This window comes from Bordetella genomosp. 1 (assembly GCF_002261335.1).
GTDB lineage: Bacteria > Pseudomonadota > Gammaproteobacteria > Burkholderiales > Burkholderiaceae_B > Bordetella.
This window is the reverse complement of the sequence record NZ_NEVL01000001.1, coordinates 254,825-278,501: the sequence shown is the minus strand read 5'-3', so window position 1 is coordinate 278,501 and position 23,677 is coordinate 254,825. Positions and strand designations below refer to the sequence as shown.

20 protein-coding genes are annotated in these 23,677 nt (G+C 66.5%); 13 read left to right on the top strand and 7 right to left on the bottom strand.

Annotated elements, in window-relative coordinates:
* The first annotated feature begins 21 nt into the window (after window positions 1-21).
* The 6 genes from CEG14_RS01260 to CEG14_RS01235 all read left to right on the top strand — a co-directional run bounded on the left by CEG14_RS01260 (window position 22) and on the right by CEG14_RS01235 (window position 7,846).
* Entirely contained in the window at window positions 22-1,482 is a 1,461-nt protein-coding gene (locus tag CEG14_RS01260; RefSeq protein WP_094824543.1) for a DUF1254 domain-containing protein, read from the top strand.
* An 81-nt stretch (window positions 1,483-1,563) separates the two neighbouring features.
* Window positions 1,564-3,045, top strand: a complete 1,482-nt coding sequence (locus CEG14_RS01255) for a DUF1254 domain-containing protein (protein WP_094824542.1) — start codon at window positions 1,564-1,566, stop codon at window positions 3,043-3,045.
* 139 nt (window positions 3,046-3,184) lie between these two features.
* Window positions 3,185-4,669 carry a GGDEF domain-containing protein gene (locus tag CEG14_RS01250; protein ID WP_143277157.1) on the top strand — a complete coding sequence of 495 codons (1,485 nt, stop codon included), beginning with the start codon at window positions 3,185-3,187 and terminating at the stop codon, window positions 4,667-4,669.
* 69 nt (window positions 4,670-4,738) lie between these two features.
* On the top strand, window positions 4,739-5,506 hold the full coding sequence (locus CEG14_RS01245) for a bestrophin-like domain (protein ID WP_094824540.1): 768 nt from the start codon (window positions 4,739-4,741) through the stop codon (window positions 5,504-5,506).
* Window positions 5,507-5,603: 97 nt separating this feature from the next.
* Window positions 5,604-6,521 carry a hypothetical protein gene (locus CEG14_RS01240; protein WP_094824539.1) on the top strand — a complete coding sequence of 306 codons (918 nt, stop codon included), beginning with the start codon at window positions 5,604-5,606 and terminating at the stop codon, window positions 6,519-6,521.
* A 65-nt stretch (window positions 6,522-6,586) separates the two neighbouring features.
* On the top strand, window positions 6,587-7,846 hold the full coding sequence (locus CEG14_RS01235; RefSeq protein WP_094824538.1) for a cation:proton antiporter: 1,260 nt from the start codon (window positions 6,587-6,589) through the stop codon (window positions 7,844-7,846).
* 93 nt (window positions 7,847-7,939) lie between these two features.
* Here the strand turns inward: CEG14_RS01235 and CEG14_RS26210 are convergent, their stop codons facing one another.
* From CEG14_RS26210 to CEG14_RS01220, 4 genes are all read right to left on the bottom strand, one after another.
* Window positions 7,940-8,365, bottom strand: a complete 426-nt coding sequence (locus CEG14_RS26210; protein ID WP_179280521.1) for a hypothetical protein — start codon at window positions 8,363-8,365, stop codon at window positions 7,940-7,942.
* Between the two features lie 63 nt (window positions 8,366-8,428).
* Entirely contained in the window at window positions 8,429-8,914 is a 486-nt protein-coding gene (locus tag CEG14_RS01230) for a hypothetical protein (RefSeq protein ID WP_094824537.1), read from the bottom strand.
* A gap of 68 nt (window positions 8,915-8,982) precedes the next feature.
* Window positions 8,983-10,503: a tripartite tricarboxylate transporter permease gene (locus tag CEG14_RS01225; protein WP_094824536.1), complete on the bottom strand. Its 1,521-nt coding sequence runs from the start codon at window positions 10,501-10,503 to the stop codon at window positions 8,983-8,985.
* Window positions 10,503-10,991, bottom strand: coding sequence for a tripartite tricarboxylate transporter TctB family protein (locus CEG14_RS01220; protein ID WP_256985549.1), 489 nt, complete (start codon window positions 10,989-10,991; stop codon window positions 10,503-10,505). Before CEG14_RS01220 ends, CEG14_RS01225 begins: the two co-directional genes overlap by 1 nt.
* 146 nt (window positions 10,992-11,137) lie before the next feature.
* Between CEG14_RS01220 and CEG14_RS01215 the strand changes: the two genes are divergently transcribed.
* On the top strand, window positions 11,138-12,718 hold the full coding sequence (locus CEG14_RS01215) for a sensor histidine kinase (protein WP_256985548.1): 1,581 nt from the start codon (window positions 11,138-11,140) through the stop codon (window positions 12,716-12,718).
* Window positions 12,711-14,021, top strand: coding sequence for a sigma-54-dependent transcriptional regulator (locus tag CEG14_RS01210; RefSeq protein ID WP_094824534.1), 1,311 nt, complete (start codon window positions 12,711-12,713; stop codon window positions 14,019-14,021). Before CEG14_RS01215 ends, CEG14_RS01210 begins: the two co-directional genes overlap by 8 nt.
* A 2-nt stretch (window positions 14,022-14,023) precedes the next feature.
* On the opposite strand, the gene CEG14_RS01205 is transcribed toward CEG14_RS01210, so the two are convergent.
* Window positions 14,024-15,232, bottom strand: a complete 1,209-nt coding sequence (locus tag CEG14_RS01205) for a benzoate/H(+) symporter BenE family transporter (protein WP_094824533.1) — start codon at window positions 15,230-15,232, stop codon at window positions 14,024-14,026.
* Between the two features lie 193 nt (window positions 15,233-15,425).
* On the opposite strand from CEG14_RS01205, the gene pdxR reads away from it, so the two are divergent.
* Complete coding sequence (pdxR, locus tag CEG14_RS01200) at window positions 15,426-16,916, top strand: MocR-like pyridoxine biosynthesis transcription factor PdxR (protein ID WP_094824532.1); 1,491 nt, start codon at window positions 15,426-15,428, stop codon at window positions 16,914-16,916.
* 18 nt (window positions 16,917-16,934) lie between these two features.
* On the opposite strand, the gene CEG14_RS01195 is transcribed toward pdxR, so the two are convergent.
* The gene (locus tag CEG14_RS01195; protein ID WP_094824531.1) at window positions 16,935-17,879 is read right to left on the bottom strand and encodes a LysR family transcriptional regulator; all 945 of its coding nucleotides are present in this window, start codon (window positions 17,877-17,879) and stop codon (window positions 16,935-16,937) included.
* Window positions 17,880-17,983: 104 nt separating this feature from the next.
* Here CEG14_RS01195 and CEG14_RS01190 point away from each other — a divergent pair, with 104 nt between their 5' ends.
* The 4 genes from CEG14_RS01190 to CEG14_RS01175 all read left to right on the top strand — a co-directional run bounded on the left by CEG14_RS01190 (window position 17,984) and on the right by CEG14_RS01175 (window position 20,601).
* A complete protein-coding gene (locus tag CEG14_RS01190) occupies window positions 17,984-18,973 on the top strand; it encodes a Bug family tripartite tricarboxylate transporter substrate binding protein (protein ID WP_094824530.1) in 990 nt (329 codons plus the stop codon).
* Window positions 18,974-18,988: 15 nt separating this feature from the next.
* Window positions 18,989-19,873, top strand: a complete 885-nt coding sequence (locus tag CEG14_RS01185; RefSeq protein ID WP_094824529.1) for an MBL fold metallo-hydrolase — start codon at window positions 18,989-18,991, stop codon at window positions 19,871-19,873.
* Between the two features lie 73 nt (window positions 19,874-19,946).
* Window positions 19,947-20,294 (top strand): YidH family protein, encoded by a 348-nt coding sequence (locus CEG14_RS01180; protein WP_094824528.1) that lies wholly within the window; start codon window positions 19,947-19,949, stop codon window positions 20,292-20,294.
* A 52-nt stretch (window positions 20,295-20,346) separates the two neighbouring features.
* Window positions 20,347-20,601 carry a hypothetical protein gene (locus CEG14_RS01175; RefSeq protein ID WP_373454160.1) on the top strand — a complete coding sequence of 85 codons (255 nt, stop codon included), beginning with the start codon at window positions 20,347-20,349 and terminating at the stop codon, window positions 20,599-20,601.
* A gap of 528 nt (window positions 20,602-21,129) precedes the next feature.
* Here the strand turns inward: CEG14_RS01175 and CEG14_RS01170 are convergent.
* Entirely contained in the window at window positions 21,130-23,574 is a 2,445-nt protein-coding gene (locus tag CEG14_RS01170) for an arylsulfatase (protein ID WP_094824526.1), read from the bottom strand.
* Window positions 23,575-23,677: the final 103 nt, after the last annotated feature.

Sequence of the window (23,677 nt, the reverse complement as noted above, 5' to 3'; positions counted from 1 at the left end):
CGTCATTCACGGAGATGTTCAATGAAGAACCGATTCGTCGCCCTGTCCCTGGGCTGCTCGATGCTGCTTGCCGCCGTTCCGGCCGCGCTGCACGCCGCCTCCACCACCAAAGACACCTTGACGATGCCCGCGCCCGACATCGTCATGCATCCTGAGTACGCCAAGACCATCGGGCGTATGGCCTATGTGTGGGCGTGGCCGATGGTGAACATGATGAACCGGCACGACCGCATCACCCAGGCACCCCATCCCGGTCTGCTGGGCGGCATCCTGCCCGCGGCGCCGCGCGGCAAGATCGGCATGCTGCACGACTACATCACGCCGAGCGAGACGTTCGTCACCTGCCCCAACCAGGACGTGGTGTATGGGCTGGGCTTTTTCTCGCTGGACGAGGAGCCCGTGATCGCCCAGGTGCCGGACTTCGGCGACCGCTTCTGGGTCTATGCCCTGTACGACCAGCGCACCAACCAGTTCGGCGAACTCGGCAAGCCTTATGGCTCCAAGCCCGGCTTCTATCTGCTGGTCGGGCCGAACTGGAAAGGCGAAAAGCCCAAGGGCGTGCAGGGCATCATCCGCAGCCCGACCGTGCTGGCCAATGCCATTCCCCGCATCTTCATGGACGACACGGACGCGGATCGCGCGGCCATCCAGGGCAAGATCAACCAGATGGTCTTCTATCCGCTCAAGGAGTTCGACGGGAAGATGAAGACCATCGACTGGAAGACCACGCCCGACATCCCCAATCCCAATGCCGAGAGCGCGAGCAGCGGCGAGACCCGCTGGGTGATCCCGGAAAAATTCTTCGACCAGCTGCCCCAGGTGCTGGAGATGGTGCCGCCGCTGCCGGGCGAAGAAGCCATGTACGCGCAATTCCGCGCCGTGCTCGCCGCGGCACAGAAGGATCCCGCCATCAAGGAGGCGCTGCTGCAGGTCGCCAAGGAGACCGAGGAAGAAGTGATCGGGCCGTTCTTCCGCTGGAAGCACAACGGCAAGCCGGCCGGCAATCAATGGAACCGCTCGGTCAACAACGCGCAGACCGGCCTCGACTACTTCAATCGCACCGGCACGGCCAAATCGAACATGTTCGACAACCGGCCGAACGAGACCCAGTACTTCTACACCGACTTCGACGGCACCGGCGCGCAGCTCGATGGCAGCCAGCGCTACGAGATCACCTTCCCCGCCGGGCAGCTGCCGCCGGTCAAGGGCTTCTGGTCGCTCACGCTCTACAACAAGCATCACCTCTTCAGCGAGAACGAACTGAAGCGCTACTCGCTCGGCACCAAGAACCGCGACCTGGTGCGCGGGCAGGACGGCTCGCTGACGCTGTACGTCGGCCCCACCTCGCCGGGCAAGGACAAGGAGGCCAACTGGCTGCCGTCGCCCTCCGAGCCCATCTCGCTCTACCTGCGCGCGTACTGGGGCGAGAAGGCGATCCTGGACGGCACCTGGCAGCCGCCGGTCATCAAGAAAGTGCAGTAAGCCGATGCGCCGGCCGTCCCGACCCGCGATCGATCAGGACGACCGGCGCCGACGCATGACAACCTACCCATCGGTGACACCATGAAGACTCGCCTGACCCTCGCGGCAGCCCTGCTCGCCGCCTGCACCTGCGCCGCCGCGGTGGCGCAAAATGCCGCGGCCCCCATGTCGCCGCTGGTGCGGCAACTCAATGGCGGCAACTGGCTCGACGAAAAGGAGGCCGAGAGCCTGCGCGACGAGCTCTACTACCAGCGCGCCATCCATGCCTACATCACGATGCTGCCGGCGCTCAACGTGATCGGCATGCGCGACGGCTCGGAGAAGGCCTTCGGCGCGGGCTACAACGTGCTGCCGATCTGGAAGGAGCGCATGGATGCGCGCGCGATGGTGCCCACGCCGAACGCCGACGTGATCTATTCCATGAACTACCTCGACCTGAAGAAGACCGGTCCGCTGGTCGTCAATGCGCCGGCCAACGTCATCGGCATGTTCACCGACTTCTTCCAGCGCACGCTCACCGACGTGGGCGCGGTCGGGCCCGACCGCGCGCGCGGCGGCCTGTATCTGCTGCTGCCGCCGGACTATGACGGCCACGTGCCGAGCGGCTACTTCGTGTTCAAGTCGCCCACCTACAACGTGTTCCTGTTCTTCCGCACCATCATGGGCAAGGGCGACGGCAAGCCGGATCCGACGCCCGCGGTCAAGGCCGCCGAGTCCACCCGCATCTACCCGCTGTGGGCGGCCGAGAAAGACGTCAAGCCAATGGAGTTTCCGGATGGCACCGGCAAGCGCATCGACATGATGTATCCGGTCGACCAGGAGTACTGGAACAAGCTCAAGGCGTTCGTCGACTACGAGCCGATCGCGGCCATCGATCCGGAACTGCGCGGCGTGCTCGCCTCGATCGGCATCGTGAAGGGCCAGCCCTTCAAGCCCACGCCGCGCCAGCAGGAACTGCTCAAGAAGGCCGTCGAGACGGCGCCGCGCATGATCATGGCCCACCGCCAGCTGGGCCGCGACGACAAGCGCAATCTGTACTACAAGGACCGGCAGTGGGAGACCACCTGGGCCGGCGCGACGGCCGAATGGATGCAGGACAACTATCTCGACGTGGACCAGCGCGCCGCCTTCTTCCAGGTGGCGTATTCGTCGGCGCCGGCGATGGTGATGCGCACGACGGGCGCGGGATCCAAGTACCCCCTCACGGTGCGCGACGCGAATGGCGACCTGCTCAACGGCTCGCACACCTACAAGCTGCGGATTCCCGAGGGCATTCCCGCGGCCCTGTTCTGGGCGGTGACGGTCTACAACGTGACCGACGGCACCATGCCGGAGACCGACCAGCTCATGCCCTCCACCAACGGCTACTACGACATCCCGAAGCAGAAGGACGGGTCGATCGAGATCTGGTTCGGCCCGGAAAAGCCCAAGGACGTGGTGGACGCCGCCTTCATCAAGACCGTGCCCGAGCGTGCCGTGCTCATCACCTTGCGACTCTACGGCGCGGAGAACGCGTTCTACGACCAGACCTGGAGGCCGGACGACATCGTCAAAGTGAAGTGAACCGACTGCCCGAGGGCGTCTGCCGCCGAGATCGGCAGACGCCATTGGCACGCAGGCCCCTAACCGGAAGCAGCGCATGGCGACAGCGCCCCACAGACGAGCGGCAACCCGCAGGCTCCCCGGCCTGCTTGCGATCCTCGTGACGCTTACCGTCCTCGGCGTAGGCGTCGGTTTCTACAGCGCATTCTTCGCGAGCTACGACGTGCAGCAGGAGCGCGCGCTCGCGCACGCCGAGCGCGAGACCCAGGCCTACGCGGAGAAGCTGTCGCAAGCCATCGGCATCTACCTGGCGGCATTGGACCGGCAAGCCGACGCGAGCGCGCAGGCGCTGCGCCAGGCCGATTCGCCCGAGGCCACCCGGCGCGAGCTGGAACGCCTCCGACGCCAGGTGGACGGCTCGCTCGTGGCGATGTTGATCGACGCCGACGGCAAGACACTTGCGGTCAGCCCCGCGGGCGCGGCTGCCGAGGCCCCGGGCCCCGCCACCGACCAAACGCCAGACACGCCGAGTTTGTCGGTGACGCACGGCAGCGCGGATCGCGCCATGCTGACGCTGCGCCGGCGCATCGACGCGGATGCGCCGGCGCACGGCGGCGCGACGCTGGTCGTGCAGGTCGGACTCGAGCAGGACGGCGGCATGCAGCGCCTGATCGCCGATCCCGCCGCCGGCACCGGCATGCAGGCCTTTCTGCAGAGCGCCGACGCGCGCGTGCTGTATCTCTACGCGGCGGGCGCGAAGCCGCTGCCGCTCGACATGAACGCTGCGATCGCGCGCCCCGGCGCACGCGTCGTTGCGTCGCGCGACGGCGACCTGGTCGTGGGCTACGCGCCCATCGCGGTGGGCAAGGAAAGCTGGACGGTGGTTGCGCGGCAGCCGGTGCAGGCCATCATGGCGCCCGTGCGCAGCCTGCTGGGCGAGGCCGTCCGCCGCGCGCTCGCGCCGGCGCTGCTCACGCTGTTGACGGTCGTCGCGCTTTCCTACGCCGTGGCGGCACCCCTGCGCCGGCTGGCGGCGGTGCTGGAAGGCAGGCGCCACGACGAGGCGCTGCCACGCGGCTGGTATCGCGAGGCACAGACGCTGAGCATCGCCACGCAGGCCACGCTGGCCCAGCATCGCCATGAAGTCAGCCGGCTCGACGCGCAGCGCCACACCGATCCCCTGACAGGCCTGGCCAACCGCCGCGCGCTCGACGCCGCGCTGGCGCAATGGGACCGGGACGGACAGGGCGGCGCCTTCATCGCGCTCGACCTGGATCACTTCAAGCGCATCAACGATACCCACGGCCACGCGGCGGGCGACCGGGTGCTGGTGGCGGTCGCCGGCATCATCAAGCGCGCCATCCGCGCCCAGGACGTGGCGTTTCGCGCGGGCGGCGAGGAGTTTCTGGTGTTGCTGCCCACGGCCACGCAGGCAATCGCGCTGGACGTGGCGCAGCGGCTCCGGCAGAGCGTGGCCGCCGCCGCGATCGAGGGCGTGGGCCACGTGTCGATCTCGGGCGGCGTCGCCGGATGGACGCCCGCCGACGGCGATATCGGGCTTGCGGTGCAGCGCGCCGACGAAGCGCTCTATGCGGCCAAGCGGGCCGGCCGCGACCGGATCGAGGTCTGGGCGGGCGCACCCTGAATCCCGGCACGTTCCGCCCCGCCTGCCCCACGCGCTCGCATGCCTCCCTTGCCCGACCCCGGAACCAAGATGAACTACTCCCTGATCCTGTTGGCCCTCGCCGTCTCGTTCTTCCTGCTGCTGCTGGGCGCCATCGCGCTCGGCAAGCGATTCGGCAAGGGCGGCGACGAGAAGAGCCGGGCGGGTGCCGCCGCCATCGAGGCCTCCGTCTTCGCGCTGCTGGGCCTGCTGCTGGCCTTCACCTTCTCGGGCGCCGCGCAACGCATGGCGGAGCGGCGCAACATTCTGGTGCAGGAGGTCAACGCCATCGGCACGGCCTGGCTGCGCATCGACCTGCTGGCGCCGCAGGCGCAGCCCGCGTTGCGCGACGACTTCCGCCGCTACGTGGACGAGCGCATCCTCTACTACCGGAATCTCGCGGATTTCGATGCGCGCGACGCCATCGCCGCGCGCGCGGCGTCGGCCCAGCAATCCATCTGGCGCCGGTCCATGCAGGCGGCGCAAGTCAGCGTGCCGCCCTTCGCGGCGTCGTACGTCGCCGCCGTCAACGAGATGTTCGATGTCGCCACCACGCAGACCGTCACGCAGAAGGTGCATCCGCCCATGATGACGTACGTGTTCCTCGGCCTGCTGGCGCTGGTGAGTGCGGGCCTCGTGGGCATGACGCTCGCCGCCGCCGGACGCACGGGGCTCACGCACCCCATCGTCTACGCCCTGGTCATGACATCCGCGCTCTACATCATCGTCGACTACGAATTCCCACGTATCGGAACGATCAGGATCGACCAGAGCGACGCGCTGCTCGTCGCGCAACGCGCGTCCATGGTCAACCCCTGAGCCCACGGACGTCGACATCCTTCATCAACGTGCAGAGAGAATCGTCATGATCGCGTTGTCCGGGAAATGCCGAACGGGGATCGGGCTCGCCGCCAGCATGCTCTGCGCGCTGGCATTCTCCACGGCGCAGGCACAGGGCCTGCGCCTGACCAAGGACGATCTGCAGAAACGCGCCAACGGCGTGCTGGCGCTGATGTCGTTCTCGATCGTGCCCGACATCACGACCAGCTCGTTGAACATCGGCAGCGGCGGCGGATCGACCACGGGATCGAACGAGTTTTTCATGACCCAGCTGGGCGGCGGCGACACGATCTCGAAGTCCGTTCCGATCTACCTCGAAGGCGTGATCGCGGCGAGCCGCTACGACCCGACGTTCGTCGCCACCCAGGGCGCCGAGACCCGCTCCATCCCGACCAAATGGAACAGCCTCTCCGCCACCGGCGGCATCGGATGGGATTTCAAGCTGACGGATGAGCTGAAGCTGCGGCCCATCTTCAACTTCGCGCTCGGCAACGTGTCCAGCGACGTACGCGCGGCGAGCTGGTATGTCGGCAGGCAGACCGGACGGGACATCGATTTTCTCGACCGCGGCTCCTTGAACGCCTACGGCCTGGGCGGTTCGCTGATGCTGGACTACGAACACTATCGCCCGGGCTACGAGGTCGATGTGGAACTGCGGTACTCGGACATCCGGCTCCAGAGCTTCGACAGCTCGGCGGCCGTGAAAGGGAACGCCAGCGCACGCTCGGCGAATCTGTGGGCGCGATATCGCGCGCCCACCGGCTGGACCGCGCTGCAACGCCCCGTGCGCTATGTGCTCGAGCTCACCCATTCCGAGTTTCTGGGGGACCAGCGCGGCATCCTCGGCTTCGACAGGCTCACCTCGCTGGGCGCCGGCCTCGAGCTGGACTCCAGTGCCTACGACGTCTTCATCACGCGCACGCGGATGGTCGGGCGATTCTTGTTCGGCTCGAACGTGCGGGGCTTCTCCGTGGGGCTGGCCGTCAGCTTCTGAACGCACGACGGCAATCACGACTCGCGCGGCAGCGCCGCGCACGACACACCAGAAAAGGTAGCGCCATGACGTGGACCCAATCGGCCGTCGATGCATTTCTCAGCCTGGCACCCTTCACCCGATTCGTGCTGTGGCTGCTCTTCTTCCTGATTCTCCCGCTGATATGCGAACGCCTGCGGGTGCCGGGCGTGCTGGGTTTTCTGGTGATGGGCTTCCTGCTGGGTCCGACCGGATTCAACCTGCTCCAGCCGGAGCTGCCGATCGCGCAACTCGCGGCCGAGCTGGGCGTGGCGCTGCTGCTGTTCTTCGTGGGCTACGACATCGACTTCGCGCTGCTCAAGCGTGCGCGGACGCAGGTGATCGTGTTCGGCGTGCTGACCTTCTCCCTGCCGATGGCGATGGGCTACTACGTCGCGCGGTCGTGCGGCTACGGCGTGAATGCCGCCCTGCTCATCGGCTCGCTGATCGCCTCCCACACGCTGCTCGCCTATCCCATCCTCAACCGGCTCGGCATCGTGCAGCGCGTGAGCGTCATGGTGGCTTCCGGCGCGACCGTGTTCACCGATGTCGCCGCGATGCTGGTCCTGGCGATCTGCCTGATCACGCACGAGCGCGGCTTCTCGGTCAAGGCAATCGAGCTGCAGCTGCTCCAGATCGCCGTCTTCATCCCCGCGATCGTGATCGGCGGCCCTTGGGTGCTGCGGCGCATCCTCGCCCGGATGAAGCGCGACGAGTCGCGCATCATCGTCTTCTTTCTGGCCGTGGCGGTCGCGAGCCAGGCGGCCGAGCTGTTCGGACTCGACGGCATCGTCGGCGCGTTCCTCGCGGGCATCGCGGTGCGGCAGGCGGCACCCGAGTCTCGCAACGCCGGCGTGATGAAGCTGATCAGCGACACCTTCCTGATCCCCGCGTTCTTCCTGACCACGGGCATGCTGCTGCACCCGATCGACGCGCTCCTCACGTTCGTGCAACAGCCCGTGCTGGCGTTCGGCCTGCTATTCGCCCTAGTGGGCGGCAAGGGCCTGGCCGCGATGGCGCTGGCGCCGCTGTTCCGCTACACGCGCAGCGAGGTGGGCCTGGTGTGGAGCCTCACGCTGCCGCAGGTGGCGGCCACTCTGGCGGCGGCCACCGTGGCCCACCGCACCCTCGACCCCGCCGGCGAGCCCCTGGTGGACGGGCCGGTGCTGAACGTGATCCTGATGTTGGTCGTGCTCACGTCGCTGGGCGCGCCGCTTTTCACCCAGCGCGTGGGGATCGGGTTGCAGGCAGACGCCCGGGACGACCTGGCTGCGCCGCTGGAGGCGCCGGCCCGCCAGGATCCCTGACACGGCCGCGCCATGCGGCCGCGCAGCGTCGGCGCAGACGCCGCCGGACCCATCACGCACGCGTCGCCACTTTATGGGGACGGGTCAAATGACCTACGCTCGCCATGATGTATGGATTTCCTCAACCGAAAACCCATACAACACCATACAAATCCAGCAATTCAACTGCTTGTATGGAGATTGGCGGTAGAATTTCATCCGTAGCAGCGGTGTGGCGCCGTCGCAGCCGTCGTCCGTTGGTGTTTGCCCGGCCCGCGCGTCGGGAATGTAGCTGCGCACGCAGCGTTTGAGGAAATGATGAATTTTTGGGTCCCTGTCATCTTCGGTGCGTTCAAGCTCATCGTGTTGGGCACGTTCATGTTTCTCGCCATCAGGTCGCACCGCGAGGGAGAAAAGGAAGACAAGAAGAAAAAGGAGCTGCAGGCGCTCAAGCGCCAGCAAGGCAGCCCGCATTGCTCCTGAAGACGGCCTGATCGGATATTCGACCGGGCGCGCGCTCCATGCAGAGAGGCCGCTCATGCGGCCTCGTTCTTTGGGGCGGCGGCTTTGGATGCGCGCAAGCCCGAAGCGCCCCGCATGGATCTACACGCGTGCGACTTCCACCCATAGACGCGACACGACGACGTGCTTGACGATCTCGAAGAGGTGGGCGGGCGCCTGCGCGGGCACCAGCACCTTGCTGATCAGGGCCTGCACGTCGACGCGCAGGCTGGTCGGACGCGGCGAGCCGCCGCGCGCGTGGGCCTTGAGCGCCCGCAGCTTGATGCGGCGCTTCGAGGACAGGTCGATCTGCAACTGCGTGTCGTCGGGCGGCAGCACCGCCTTCTGCAACGCTTCCACCGTCGAACACACGTACACCCCATCGGGAGGCGACGCTTGTTCGTCGCACACCCCGCACTGCCATTCCTGCACCCCGAGAAGCGCGCTGCGCTTGCTGCTGCCGACGACGTCGAATCGCAGCCGGTTGAATTCCAGCAGTTCGACGAGCTCGACGAACGGGATCTTGCGCACCACCGTCACATCCGTGGCGGCGGGGCATTCTGCGTTCTCCTGATTCCTGCGGGCCATGGCTGTACCTCTTGTGTGCGGACCCGAAACCCCGAGCCGGGCTTCGGGTCCGTGGAGAAGATCGTGGCTCAGGCCCGATCGTGTGCTTCGGTCAGTGCCTGGACCTTCTTCCGGTTACGGATCGTGGAATAGGCCAGCCAGATCGCGAGCGCGAAGATGGCATAGATGAAGCCGGCGCTGATCGGGCGATCGAGGAAGACTCCCATGTCGCCGCGCGACAGCAGCAGGGCGCGGCGGAAGTTCTCTTCGACCATGGGCCCGAGCACGAAGCCGAGCAGCAGCGGCGCGGGCGAGAAGCGCAGCTTCAGGAACACATAACCGATCATGCCGATCACGAGCACCATGCCCACATCGAACAAGCTGTTCTGCGTGCTGTAGACGCCGACGCAGACGAAGAACAGCGCCGAGGGGAACAGATACTTGTACGGCACGCGCAGCAGCTTGGCCCACATGCCGATCAGCGGCAGGTTCATGATGACCAGCATGATGTTGCCGATCCAGAAGCTGGCGATCAGCCCCCAGAACAGGTCGGCATGCTCGGTCACCATCTGCGGTCCCGGCTGGATGCCGTGGATGATCAGGGCACCGAGCATCAGCGCCATCACGGAGTCGCCCGGGATGCCGAGGCTCATGGTCGGGATGAAGCTGGTCTGGGCGGCCGAGTTGTTGGCGGCCTCCGGACCGGCGATGCCCTCGATGGCGCCGTTGCCGAAACGGTTGGGCGACTTGGACACGCGCTTTTCCACCGCATACGACATGAACGATGCGATCGTCGCGCCCGTGCCGGGCAGGATGCCCAGGACCGCGCCGATGGCGCTGCCGCGCGCGATGGGCGCGGCGGACTGGCGCACGTCGCCGGGCTCGGGACGCACCGACATCTTCTTGCCGCTGTCGACCTGGGTCGCCTTGCCGATGCGGTTGACGTTGGCGAAGAAGTCCGCCAGGCCGAACAGGCCCATCGCCAGGGCCACGAGCTGGATGCCGTCGCTCAGTTCGATGACGCCGAAGCCGTAGCGGATGGTGCCGGTGTTGACGTCGGTGCCGACCACGCCGCACAGCAGGCCCAGGAAGACCATGGCGACGCCCTTGATGGCGGAGCCCTTGGCCAGCGTGGCGCCCGCGAACAGGCCCAGCATCATCATGGAGAAGTACTCGGCCGGGCCGAACTTGAACGCGACCTCGACCAGCAGCGGCGAGAACAGGATCATGATGACGATGCCCACGCTGGCGCCCACGAACGAGGCGAGAATCAGCATGAACAGGGCCGAGCCCGACTTGCCCTTACGGGCCAGCGGATTGCCGTCCAGGCAGGTCACCGCGTGCGAGGGCGTACCGGGCAGGTTCAGCAGGATGCAGGTGATACCGCCGCCGTACTGCGCACCGTAGTAGATGCCGGCCAGCATCATCAGGGCTGCCACCGGCGTCATGGCATACGTGAGCGGCAGCAGGATCGAGATGGCGGCCAGCACTCCCATGCCGGGCAGCACGCCGATCATGTTGCCCATGAACACGCCGAAGAAGGACCACCAGAGGTTCTCCCACTGGAACGCGACGGAGAACCCGTGCAGGATGTTATCGAGCAAATCCATCACCACCCCCAACGGAACATGGGGAACTGCAGTTGCAGCGCCCAGGAAAACACGACAGCGCCGAACAGCGACATCGCGAGCGCCAGGATGGCGGCCGAGCGCACGCTGTTGGACGTGTCGCCCATGGCGGAAAGAAACACCAGCGCAAACGTGGCGGGCAGGAAGCCGAACAGGCTGCCGAACACGATGAACGCGGCAATACCGGCGGCGATGCATGCCATGCCTCGCACCCGCTCGCGGCGCGAGGGTTGCGGCAGATGCTCCTCGAGCATCTCTTCCTGCACCTCATCGGGATCCGGGCTCAGCGGCACCAGGATGCCCAGGACGACCAGGAAGCAGCCGACCAGCAACGGGAAATAGCCCGGCCCCATGCGGGCCAGTTCGCCGACCTGATACGACGAGGCTTCGAGAATCGTGAGCGCGCCGCAGAGTGCAATGAACGCACCTCCCCACAGATCGCGCTTTCTAGAGAATATGGTGCTGCTCAAGGCTTGCTCCCCCTAATTGTTGATGACACTCCCTGGCCCGCACCGTCGCGCGCCGAGGAGGGGGCACTTTAAGGAGGGGCGCTTCCATTCCGCTTTCACGCTTTCACCGCCCCTGTGCGGGATAACCATGAGCGGCACGGCGCGGCATGCTGCGGATGACGCGCAGGCTGAACAGCGTTCAGCGCGGCATGTTCACGAAACTGAACACGTCGACGCGATCTACGGGGGATGGGCACGTCTGGCATGGATTTTTCCGGCGCGGCGCGCGCTTGCCAAAACTTGCAAATTTCCGCTGCGACCGACGCGGGCATAATTTCGTTTTCACCAAGAAGCTCGCAATGCCGCGCCTGCCCATCACCGCGCGTATCCCGCTCGCGGTTTCCCTCCTGTTCCTGCTCATTTCGGCGGCGCTGATTTCGTTGGCGCTGCATGGCGTGTCGCGGCAGTTCGACCGCCAGATCTCCAACCTGGGCCAGGTGTATCTCGACGGCCTGTCGGCGGCGATCCTGCCCGCCGTAAAAGAGGGCGACGAGACGCTGATGATCGAGGTGCTGAACCGGGCGCTCGACACGCACCTGGGCGTGGTGGACCGCACCCTGGCCGTCGTCGGACCCGACGATCGCCTGGTGGCGCACGTCGCGCGCTATCCCGAAGTGGAACCGGTGCCGCTCGAGCGCATCGCCACCCAGTCCGGCACGATGATCAGCCTGCGCGAAGACGGCGTCTGGACCTGGCGCCTGCTGGACGCCGGCCGGCCGGAACTCGGCAAACTCGTGGCCAATCTCGATGTGGCCGATTTCCTGCGCCAGCGCAGAGAGCTCGCCCTCGAACTCGTGCTGGTCGGCCTGGTGGTGAGCCTGCTCGGTGCGGCGGTCTGCTACGGCATGGCACGCCGCCTGCAGCGACCGATCACCTCGCTGACCCACGCGCTGCAGGCCGCGCGCAAGGATCGGCCGCGCAGGCTCGCCGAGTCCACCTCTGACCCGGAGCTGGCCGAGCTCATCGCCGCCTACAACTGGATGGCCGAAAGCGCCTCCGAACGCGAGGCCCTGGCCGAACGGCACGCGCGCATCGAGCGCGAGGCCCTGCTGGGCCGGATGTCCGCCACGCTGGCCCATGAAGTGCGCAACCCGCTCGGCGGCTTGCGCACCGCGGTGCAGACGCTGCGCCAGTTCGGCGACCAACGCCAGGCCCGCGACGAATCGCTCGACTTCATCGAACGCGGCGTACGCGCGCTGCAGGCGGTCGTGGACGCCAGCCTGCATACCTTCCGCCCGGGCGACGCCCACCTGAACGAGGCGGACATCGCGGACGTGCGATTGCTGGTCAGCGCCCAGGCGGGCAAGCGCGGCATCGCGGTGTCCGTGCACTGCGAAGGCATGGACAGCAGCGCGCTGCCCCTGCCGGCGGCACGCGTGCGCCAGTTGCTGCTGAACCTCATGCTGAACGCCATCGAAGCCTCCCCGTCGGGCGCGCGGGTGTTCCTGTTTGCGCGCGTCAGGCGGCACGCGCTGATGCTGCACGTGGCCGACGCCGGGCCGGGGCTGCCCGACGACGCCTTGCGTGCGCTCGCCGGGGCGCAGACCGATGGCGACGGCATCGGCCTGCGCGTGGTGTCCGATCTCGTGCGCAGCATGGGCGGCAGGCTGCGCGTGACGCGGCCGGCGCGCGGAACGCGCATCTCGGCGCGCCTGCCTTTTGCGGGATCGGAGTCCGGTCGTGAATGACATCCAGGTATTGCTGATCGAAGACGACACCGTGCTCGGTGGGGCGCTGCTGCAGCGCCTGCGGCTGGAGGGCATCGCCACGCAGTGGGTGCAGAGCTGCGCCCAGGCGGTGGAGCTGTTTCGCCGCACCCACCTGCGGCCGGTGTTCCTGCTGGCCGACATCCGCCTGCCCGACGGGTCGGGCGAGGATCTCTACCGGCGCCTGATTCCGCATCTTTCAGACACCACGGTTGTGTTCGCAACCGCCTATGGCGACATCGCGCAGGCCGTGCGGCTGGTGGCGGCGGGCGCGAACGACTACCTCACCAAGCCGTACGATGCGGACGCGCTCGTCGCGCGCATCCGGGCCCTGCTGTCCGATCGCGGCGGCGACGCCGGCACGAACGTGCTCGACAATCCGCTGGCGTCCGGCGACTCGACGGCGCCCCTGGCCCGCCAGCTCGAGCGCCTGGCGGCCAGCGGCCTGCCGCTGCTGATCGAGGGTGAGACCGGCGCCGGCAAGGATCGCGCGGCACGCTACTGCCATCTGCGCTCGCCGCGCGCGGGCGGGCCCTTCGTGGCGGTGAACTGCGCCGCCCTCGCCAACGACCTGGTCGAGGCGGAACTGTTCGGCCACGCCAAGGGCGCCTTCAGTGGCGCTAGCGCGGCCCGAGACGGCCTGTTCTCGCGGGCCTCGGGCGGCACACTCTACTTCGACGAGATCGCCGAGCTGAGCCCCAAGGCCCAGGCGCTGCTGTTGCGCGTGCTCGAGGATGGCGAGTACCGGCCGCTGGGCGAGTCGCAGAGCCGGCACGCGGACTGCCGGATCCTGGTGAGCACCCGCTGCAACGTCGAGGAGGCCGTCGCCGGCGGCCGGGTCCGGGCCGATCTCTTCTATCGGGTGTCGGTGGGCCGCGTCGCGATGCCGCCGCTGCGCATGCGTGCCGACGCGCTCGACGCACTGACGCGCTGCATGCTCGACGAACTGGGCCGCGCGGACCTTGCAGTCGACGCGCAGGCCCGCCAGGCCATGGCCGCCCATGACTGGCCCGGCAACGTGCGCGAGCTGAAGAATCGCATCACGCGCGCCTGCGTGATGAGCGACGACGTGACGCTGTCCGCCGCCGACATCTTCCCCGAGTCCAAGCTCGAAGACACCGCCACCCTGGCGTCCACACGGCTAAATGCGGAGCAGCGCGCGATCCAGCAGGCCATCTCGGAATCCGGCGGCCACATGGGCCTGGCGGCGAAGGCGCTGGGCATCTCGCGCACCACGCTGTGGAAGAAGCTGCGCGCGATGCGCGACGAGGGCGGCGAGCGCTAGCGTCACCGTCCTCGGGGCAGCAGGCGGCCATGCAGAACCCAGTAGGCCATTAACCCGATCACCAGGCCCCAGAATGCGCCGCCGATGCCCAGCATCTTGATGTTCGCGGCGGCGGCGAGAAAGGTGATCAGCGATGCCTCCCGGGTCCTGGCGTCCTGCATGGCGAGCGTCAGGCTCGCGCCGATCGTGCCTAGCAGCGCCAATCCGGCCAGCGTGGCGATGAAGGTCGCCGGGAAGGCCATGAAGACCGCGGCCAGGGTCACGCCGAACACGCCGACCAGGATGTAGAAGACGCCCGCCGCCACGCCGGCGACCCAGCGTTTCGACGGGTCTTCGTGCGCCTCCTTGCCGGTGCAGATGGCCGCCGTGATGGCGGCCACGTTGAAGCCGTGCGAACCGAACACCGCCATCAACAACGACCCCAGGCCGGTGACGGTGAGGATCGGGTTGGCGCTGGTCTTGAAGCCGTCGTTGCGCAACACCAGCATGCCCGGCATGTATTGGCCGGTCAGCGTGATGAGGAACAGGGGCAGGGCCACGCTCAGCAGCGCGTTCAACGAAAACATCGGCATCGTGAAGACCGGCGCGGCCAGCTGCAATGACAGGCCCGCCAGGTCGACCCGTTCCTGCACGAGCAGGAACGCCAGCCCGAGCACCAGAATGCCGACGATGGCGTAGCGCGCGGTGAAGCGCTTGAACACGAGGTAGGCGAGGATCAGGAATCCGGCGAGCACCGGATCGACGCTCAAGCTGCCGAAGGCGCCGATGCCGAATTGCAGCAGGATGCCGGCCAACAGCCCCGCCGCGATGCCCGGCGGGATGAGCCGGATCACGCGCTCGAAGCAGCCCGACAGGCCCAGGATCACGAAGGCCGCAGCCGCGACCAGATACGCGCCGACGGCCTCCGCGTAGGGCGTCGTCGCCAGGGCAGTGACCAGGAAGGCGGCCGCCGGCGTCGACCACGCCGTGATGATGGGCTCGCGCGTCACCCAGCTCAGCAGGATGCCCGTCAGGCCCACCCCGATCGAGATCGACCACACCCACGAGGCGGTCAGCGACGGGCTCAGTCCCGCCACGTTGGCAGCCTGGAAAACGAGGACAAAGGTCCCGCCATAGTTGACGATGACGGAGATCAGCCCCGCGACGATAGGGTGGACGAGATCGCCCGCTCGAAGCGATCCGGTGGAAGCGGGGGAAGTGGTGGATGTCATGGCCTGCCTGAAACTCCTGGAATGGGCGCAACGCGGTCGGAACAGGCCACTTTTTAAAGCTAGAATGGCCGGAATTGTCCCTCCATTTATTTAAAGTGAGGCATACCATTTTTTCTGCTTCGCCTGTCGCGCTCGGCGTGTCCGCCACCTCATCGCCCGGGCGGTCGCGACACCACTCACCGGTCGGAACCGTATGTTCAAGCACGCGCAGCTCGAAACCGTGAAGGCCTGGATCGAGGACCCGTCCCGCGGCGCCAACCCCCTGCATCTGCGCATCCAGCGCGGCCTGCGTGAGCTGATCCTCGACGGCACGATCGGCGTCGGCAAACCGCTGCCCGCGTCGCGTGCGCTGGCCGTATCGCTGGGTGTGTCGCGCGACACGATCGAATCCGCCTACCGGCAATTGCAGTTGGAGGGCTACATCGAGCGCCGCGTGGGCAGCGGCAGTTTCGTTTCGGAGCAGGCGCGGCTCCCGGCGAAGCGGCACACCGCACGCAAGCAACCCGCCCGCCGCGACGCCGTCAGCCTGAGCCGGCGCGGCGCGGCGATCCTGGAGGGCGGCGGCGTGCGCGAGTTCTCGCTGCCGCGTCCGTTCGCGCCGGGCGTGCCCGAAACCCGCAGCTTCCCCCTCCAGACCTGGGAGCGACTCGAGCGCCAGGTCCTGAAGGAATACGACAGCCAGGCGCTGGCCCACAGCCCGCCCCAGGGCACGGAGAGACTGCGGCGCGCGATCGCGGATTACGTCAGCCTCGAACGCGGCGCGCGGGCCACCGCGGAACGCGTGCTGGTGCTGACCAGCTCGCAGCAGGCGCTGACGCTGTGCGCGACCGTGCTGATGGACGCCGGCGACGTGATCTGCATCGAGGATCCCGGGTATTACGGGGCGCGCAAGGCCTTCCAGGCCGCGGGGCTGCGCTGCGCGCCGATACCGCTGGACGGCCAGGGCATGCGCGTCGAGCATCTCCAAACCTCGGGCAAGGACGCGAAAGCGGTGTTCCTGACGCCGTCGCATCAGTTCCCCACCGGAAGCACGCTGTCCCTGGAGCGCCGCCTGGCGGCTGTCGAGTGGGCGAACCAGCAACGCGCCTGGATCCTGGAAGACGACTACGACAGCGAATTCCACTACGCCGGCAAACCCACCGCGTGCGTGCAGGGGCTGGATAGCCATGACCGCAGCATCTACATCGGCACGTTCACCAAATCCCTGTTCCCGGGCCTGCGCATCGCATACATGGTGCTGCCGCCGCAGCTCGTCGAGCCCATGACGGTGGCCCGCACGCTGCTCGACGGGCACAGCGCCACCCTGCCGCAATTGACGCTGGCGCGCTTCATGGAAGGCGGACACTTCGGCGCGCACGTGCGCGCCATGCGCGGCGTATACGTCGAGCGACGCGACACCCTGGTCCGCCTGGTGCGCAAGCATCTCGCCGACTTCGTCGAACCCACGGTCCCGATCGGCGGATTGCAATTGCAGTGCGTGCTGACGTGCGGGATCCGGGAGGAGGAGGCGGTCGAAGCCGCGCGCGCGGCCGGCGTGGACCTGCTGGGATTGACCCCGCTGCACGCATCGGCGTGCGATCGCCCGGGCTTTCTGCTGGGATTCGCGGCCTACTCGCCGCGCGAAATGGAACTGGCCATCCGGAAGCTGGCGAATGTGCTCCGGACCCTGACGCGGCGCCGGTAGTCCGGGGTCGATCCGTGGTCACATGGGCACGCGGGGCAACACCCGATAGAGGGCGTCGCGAAACGCGCGGACGGATGGCAGCGACCGGGTGATGGGAAGCGAGATCATGCCGACGGCGGGCATGGGAAAAGGGATGGGGAAATCCCGGTATGCCAGCAAACCCTGTTGCTGAAGCTCCCGCCCGATGTCGGCGGGCAGCAGGGCCAGACGACGATCGTCGTTCCGGAGGGCCGCCTGAATGACGTTCAGCGACGTGGTCTCCACCCGAGCGACCGGCGTTGCCAGATCATGCGCCACGAAGAGTTCGGTAAACGCCTGCCGCGTCGGGCTACGCAAAGGCGGCAGTATCCATTCATGGTCCAGCAGGCGCGATAAGGTGAGCGGGGCGGCCCCCAGCCTGATACTGGAAACGATGCCGGCTTGCTGGGTGAACAGGCGCTCTCGAAACAGATCGTTCGAGACATCCGCGGACAGGCGGCCGATGACCACGTCCAGCGCTTGCCGGCGCAGCAATGCGATCAATTGATCCGTCGTCCCCTCGGTGACGCTGACCGACATCTGCCAAGGTTCCTGGGTCAACGTGGCCAGGACGCCTTCGAGCAGGTTGGTGGTGACGTACGGAATCGTGCCCAGCCGCAGATGGGCTCCCCTTCCATTCTCGAAGGAATGCAGTTCGCTTTGCAGCGCATCGGCGTCGGCCAATAACAGCGCGGCGCGGGCGAGTACCTGCCGTCCGATCGGTGTCGGAACCAGCATGGCGCTTTTCGCGCGTTCGAAAACCTGAGCCCCGAGCGCCGTCTCGATGTCCTTGAGCGCCCGGCTCAACGCGGGCTGGGTGATGCCTCTGATATCGGCGATGGCGGTCAGCGAACGCAGCTCGGCGATCTGCTGCAGCAGCTGCAGATCGCGCAGGCGCAATTTGTAGAGGCCGGGCGCGCCTTCGGCGGGCTGACTCACGCTCATAGGGGTTTTTACCACTGCAGCATAACCAAAATGTTATCCCCCCAGTCGGGTGGATGCATCCAAAATTATCCCGTGCCGATCGGCATTTTGAAGTGGGGAAATCCATGAAACTCAGCAGGTACCTTCGCAGCCGCGGAACGCTCGTTCTGCTGGCGTTCCTGGCCTCGAATGCGATGTCATCCGCAGCGACAGCGGCCTATCCAGAGCGGCCCATCCGCCTGGTCGTCCCGTATGGTCCCGGCGGCACCGGCGATGTGATTGCGCGCGTGCTGGCGAGGAAACTGGGTGACAGCCTGGGTGGACCGATCGTCGTCGAGAACAAGCCCGGCGCGGCCGGTTCGATCGGGACGGTCAACGTGGCCCGGTCTCCGGCAGACGGCTACACCCTGCTTCTCGCATACACCTCCGAGATGGTCATCAACCCGATCGTGCAAAAGGGCATTGGCTATTCCATCGACAAAGACTTCACGCCTATCGCCCTCGCCGGCTCCACGCCGCTGCTGTTGGTCGCAAGCCAGAACACCGGGGCGAAAACCCTGGACGCCTTTGTCGCAACGGCAAAAGCCAATCCCGGTCTCCTGAGCTTTGCCTCGGCGGGACCCGGCAGCCCCGCGCATATTGCCGGCGCCCTCCTGGCGCGCGAAGCCGGCATCGAGATGCTGCACATTCCCTATAAGGGGGGCAGCCAGGCCGTCGCCGATACCGCCGCCGGCGTGACCAACGTGTATTTCTCGGGCATGCCACCCGCCATGCCGCTCGTGCGGGACGGACGGTTGATCGCACTCGGCGTCGCCGCCAAACAGAGCAGCCCTGCGCTGCCCTCGGCTCCTGCATTGGCGGCCCGGTATCCCAAGCTCGATCTGGCAGGCTGGTTTGGCGTGTTTGCGCCTGCGGGCGTGCCGAGCGACGTGCTCGAGCGCCTGCACCGGGAGATCGAGGCGGCGTTGCAGTCCGCCGACGTGAAGCAAACCCTCGCGGCGCAGGGCGTCGAAACGACCGCCATGAGTTCGGCCGAATTCTCCGCATTCGTGCAGCAAGAGAAAAAGAAATATGCCGCGTTGATCGAGACGCTGGGCATCACGGGTAATGATTGATTCACAGGAGTAATCATGCAGCTCTGGCTTCTGGGAACGGGCACACCTACGCCCTCCCTCCATCGCATGTGTTCGGGCTACGTCGCTCGCATCAACGATGAATATCTGGTTTTCGACCACGGGTTCGGTGCGCATCATCGCCTGTTGGAGTTGGGCATTCCGGCCACGAAGGTTTCGCACCTGTTCATCAGCCACCATCACTACGACCACATGGGTGACTATCCCAGGCTTCTGTTGACCCGATGGGACCAGGGCGCCGGCAAGATCAGGGAACTGGAGGTCTACGGTCCACCACCGCTGAAGGCGATCACGGCGCGCCTCATCGACGACGATGGGGTCTTCGGGCCGGACCTGATATCGCGCACGCAGAATCAGGCGAGCATCGACGTTTACCAGGCCCGCGGCGGCGCAGGGCAGCGTGCCAGGCCGGCCCCCGTGCTGCATGAGATCGCCGAGGACGCGGTCATCGAGACGGAGAACTGGAAAGTGACGGTGGCGCCCGTGCATCACTTTGCGCCTCACCTGGTCTCGTACGGATTCCGTGTCGATGCGGACGGACAATCTTTCGTCTATTCCGGCGACACGGGCCCGTGTCGCGCCCTGACGACCCTTGCCAAAGACTGCGATGTCCTCGTGCACATGTGCCACTACTACTCGGGCACTGCGCCGAGCAAGGCGTTTGCCGCGTTCACCATGGGTCATCGCGAGTTGGCGCAGGCGGCGGCAGAGGCCAATGCCAAGAGCCTCGTGATCTCGCATGTCACGGAGCAGTTCGACCGGCCCGGGATTCGAGAGCGCGTCATCAAGGAAGTGGCCGAGATCTACAAGGGAAATATCTTCTTTGGCGAAGATTGCATGGAGATTCCCCTCGCAGGCCCGACCGTCGCCAAGCTCGATTAACCGCAACCGGCGGATCCGGTTCGAGGCGCGTCCACGGCGCGCGACGGATCCGTCGACGCATCCCGGAGCCGCAATGAAAAAACCGCAGTGGCAGTGTGAGGGAGAAGATCCCGACTACCGCTTCACACTGGCCAACGAGCGCACTTATCTTGCCTGGATACGCACTGCGCTGGCATTGCTGGCCTCGGGCATTGTTCTCGACCACCTGACGCGTATCCATCCGGCGCCGCGCAGCGCTGTGGGCGCCATCGGGCTCGTGAGTCTGGCCGCATTCTGCACCGTGATCGCTTACCTCAGGTGGCGAGCCAACGAGATCGCGATGCGGAACAAGCGCGCCCTGCCGCACAATCCCCCGCTGGCGATCCTCTGCATCATTCTCGCGGCGCTGTCGGTCTTCGTCGGGCTGCGAATCCTTGACTAGCCGCGATCCCGGGCTTCAACCCGAGCGCACCCTTCTTGCCTGGCGGCGGACGATGCTTGCCCTCTTCGCAAACGCGCTGTTGCTGGTCCGCGTCGGGTGGACACAGCCGCGGTCAGCGCTTCTGGTCGCCGCCGCGCTATTGCTGTGCGGGTCCGCGTTCTGTTGGGGCGTCTGGTGCAGGCGGAGGGTCGTGTCGGCCCAAGGCCCGGCTCGATGCGGGGCCAAAGGGCGCATGCACGCCTGGCTCGCGGCATTGAGTTTGTGTGCCTGCGTGGTCGCCATGATGGGCATGCTTTCTGCGCCGTAGGCTTGGCGGCTGCGCAAGGCACATCCCTGTGGCTGACCCGCGGGCACGGCGTCAGCCGGGCCGCCGGCTGACGGTAATATGCGCGTATACCGCCAGACTCCGCGCCAATCAGGAATCGATCCGTGACACGCGCCCGCCACTCGTCGCCCCTGCCCGTCTCCATGCCGCAGCTCACCCCGATAGCGCCGTTGGCAACGGCGATGCCCTCGACGCGGATGGCGCCGTCCCTGCGCCTTGCCGAGATCCCGGCAAGGCTCATGCCGAGCCTGCCTGGCAAAGGGCAGTGATGGCCGGCCCGACCGACCGCTCGAGGCGCAGGCGGATGCGGCACGGGCGTGGGCCGAGCACGCGCGCAGGGCGCCCGCGGTCGCGCGCCTGTCGGTCGGCGGTGGCACGGACCCGCGGCCGTCGATTCGGTCTCGGATCCGCGCCAACCGTTTGCCTCTTGCCGCTGGCCGCCGTGTGGTCGCGGCGGCGTCCGCGGATAGCGCGGCGCGCGCAGGCCTTGCGCTGCCTGCGCGACGCCGCTCACGACTTCAGGTCGATCACCACCTTCTCGATCTCGCCGCTGAAGCGGAAGGGCACCTGGTAGTCGCGCACGATCGGCGTGCCGGTGTCTTCGCCGATGTCCAGCGTCTCGTCGGCGCTCACGCGCACGGGCACCGTCTGATCGATGCGGCCCTGCGCCACCTGCTTGCCGTCGACGTAGATCGTTGCCGTGCCGCCCTTTCCGGCGCCGCCGCCGTCGTAGGCGAAATCGACCTTCACCGTGTGCTTGCCGGGCGCGAGCTTGTCGGGCGCCTGTACCTTGTACTTGTGCTCGGGATAGTGCGACCGCGCATACAGGAAGGTGGGCTTGCCTTCCATCAGCAGCAGGGCGTTGCCGCCGAAGTAGCCGCCCTGCGTCATGAGTATGCCGTTCGCCCCCGCGTCCGGAACGACGACCTCCGCAGTCACCGAATACGAGGTGTTCTTCATGTTCGGCGCCATGCCTTCGGTGATGCGCGTCACGCCGTCGAAGTAGGTGTAGCTGTTGCGCCCGACATTGTGCTGGGGTCGGTTCTCCGGCAAGACGCGTTCGACATAGCGGTCATCGAGCGGGTAGACCTGGTTCTTTCTGGCTTCGCTGTCGAAGAGCTTCTTGAGCTCCGCGAGCTTCTCCGGATGTTGCTTCGCCAGGTCTTTCGACTGGGTGAAATCCTCCTTGAGGTTGTAGAGCTCCCAGTTGTAGTCTTCGACGGAATCCGGCTTCTTGCTCAGCGGCGCGCTCCACGGAGAAATCACCGGCGTCGTGCTTGCCATCCAGCCGTCATGGTAGATGGCGCGGTTTGCGATGATCTCGAAATACTGGGTGGTATGCCGCTCGGGCGCCTTCGCGTCGTCGAAGGTGTAGAGGAAGCTGGTGCCATTCATGGGCACCTGCTCGGCGCCGTTCACCTTCTTCGGTGTCGGCAGGTGCGCGGCCTCGAGTATGGTCGGCACGATGTCGGTGATGTGGACGAACTGGCTGCGCATCTCGCCCGTCTTCTTGATCCGCGCGGGCCACGACACCACCATCGACGTCTTGGATCCGCCCAGATGGGAGGCCAGCTTCTTGTCCCACTGATAGGGCGTGTTCATCGCATGCGCCCAGCCGCGGGCGAAGTGATTCTGCATCCACATGCCGCCGATCTCGTCGATGTTCTTGATCATGAACTCGGGCGTGTCATTGAACTTGTTGACGATCGTCACGATCTCGCTGGTCATGCCGATGCCGTCCGGCGTCGGGTCTTCCGCGCTCGAACCGTTGTCGCCCTGGATATAGATCACCAGCGTGTTGTCGAGCTCGCCCAGCTTGTCGATCGTGTCGATGACGCGGCCGATCTCGTAGTCGGCGTGCGCGAGCGCTGCGGCGTAGGCCTCCATCTGCCGCGCGGTGACCTTCTTCATGTCAGGAGAAAGCGAATCCCAGCGCTTGTATTCCTCGGGCGTGGGCGGCAGCACCGCATTCTGCGGAATCACGCCGAGCTTCTTCTGCCGTTCGAACGTCTGCTTGCGCAGCTCGTCCCAGCCCATGTCGAACTTGCCCTTGAACTTGTCGATCCATTCCTTGGGCGCGTGATGCGGCGCGTGGTTGGTGCCCGGCGTGTAATAGGCGAGGAAAGGCTTGTCGGGCGACACCGCCTTCTGCGTGCGGATCCATTTGATCGCGCGGTCCGCCATGTCCTCGTTGAGGGTGTAGGTCTCTTCCTTGCCGAGATAGGGGTCGAGCGGCGTGGTGCCCTCGTAGATCGCGGGGCGGAACTGGTGGGCGTCGGCGCCGAGGAACCCGTAGAAGTATTCGAACCCGAGTCCGGTGGGCCACAGATAAAAGGGGCCGGCCGGCGTCGTCTGCCAATCGGGCACGTTGTGGTTCTTGCCGAACCACGAGGTGCCGTAACCGTTGCTGGTCAGGATCTCGCCGATGGTCGCCACGCTCTTGGACACCAGGCTGTGATAACCGGGATACGGTGTGGAGAACTCCATGATGATGCCGGTCGACGCGACGTGATGGTTGCGGCCGGTGATGAGGGCGGCGCGCGATGGCGAGCAGACGGCGGTCGTGAAGAAGTTGTTGTACTTCAGGCCATTCTTTGCCAGCCGGTCATAGGTCGGCGTGGGGATGGCGCCGCCGAAGAGCTCGGTGGCACCGAAACCCACGTCATCGGTCATGATCAGCAGGATGTTGGGTGCCCCTTCGGGCGCCGACACCTCTACCGGCCATTTGATCGGGTCGGAGCCCTTGATCGTCGGGGCGAGCTTGCCCACCTTCTGGTACGGGGATATCGGCAAGACCGTCCGGTCGAACATGTCTTCCGGGGTGTTCGCCTCCTTTTTACCTGCCGGCGCGGCTTGGGCCCAGGCCTGGGCGCCGGCGCCCAGAAGAATGGCGGCAATCAGGGCAAACCCACTGATCTTATGCCAGCCGGACCGGTTCAGAAACGCTCTCTTCATGACACTTTCCTCATGAATGATATGGCGGGAACTGCTGAACTGTTGCGCTGCGCGGATGCACGTGCGCGTGTGCTGCGCGGACGCCCCTCGGCGCGGTGTGCGG